This is a genomic window from Chitinophaga sp. Cy-1792 (assembly GCF_011752935.1).
GTDB lineage: Bacteria > Bacteroidota > Bacteroidia > Chitinophagales > Chitinophagaceae > Chitinophaga.
Window position 1 is genome coordinate 1 of record NZ_VWWO01000024.1, and the last position, 502, is coordinate 502.

2 rRNA genes are annotated in these 502 nt (G+C 42.8%); both read left to right on the plus strand.

Annotated features, from left to right (window positions below):
• Nucleotides 1–110, plus strand: a 16S ribosomal RNA gene (locus F3J22_RS30295); the annotation flags it as partial.
• A gap of 215 nt (nt 111–325) precedes the next feature.
• A 23S ribosomal RNA gene (locus F3J22_RS30300) occupies nt 326–502 on the plus strand; the annotation flags it as partial.

The window sequence follows — 502 nt, forward strand, 5'->3', positions numbered from 1 at the left end:
GGGGACCTGAAGTCGGCAACCGCAAGGAACCGCCTAGGGTAAAATCGGTAATTGGGGCTAAGTCGTAACAAGGTAGCCGTATCGGAAGGTGCGGCTGGAATACCTCCTTTTTAGAGCTCATTAACCTGAGCTGTTGTTTCCTTCTTCTTTCAAATAAATAGTTCTTTATAAAGATGTTTGGTTACTAACGTTTAAGAGTAAACGTAGTAATGCAAAAGAGATCGGATCTCACACATCATCAACGATTGAGTAATCAATCAAAAGTTCTTTGACATATTGGAGAATACAAGTTGTGTACTAAGTAGTAATACTTAATACAAAAATATTTAAAGCGAATAAGGGCGCATGGTGGATGCCTAGGATCTAAGAGGCGACGAAGGACGTGGTAAGCTGCGATAAGCTACGGGGAGATGCAAACGATCGTTACATCCGTAGATTTCCGAATGGGACAACCCGGTACACTGAAGGTGTATCACTCGAAAGAGAGCCAACGCAGGGAACT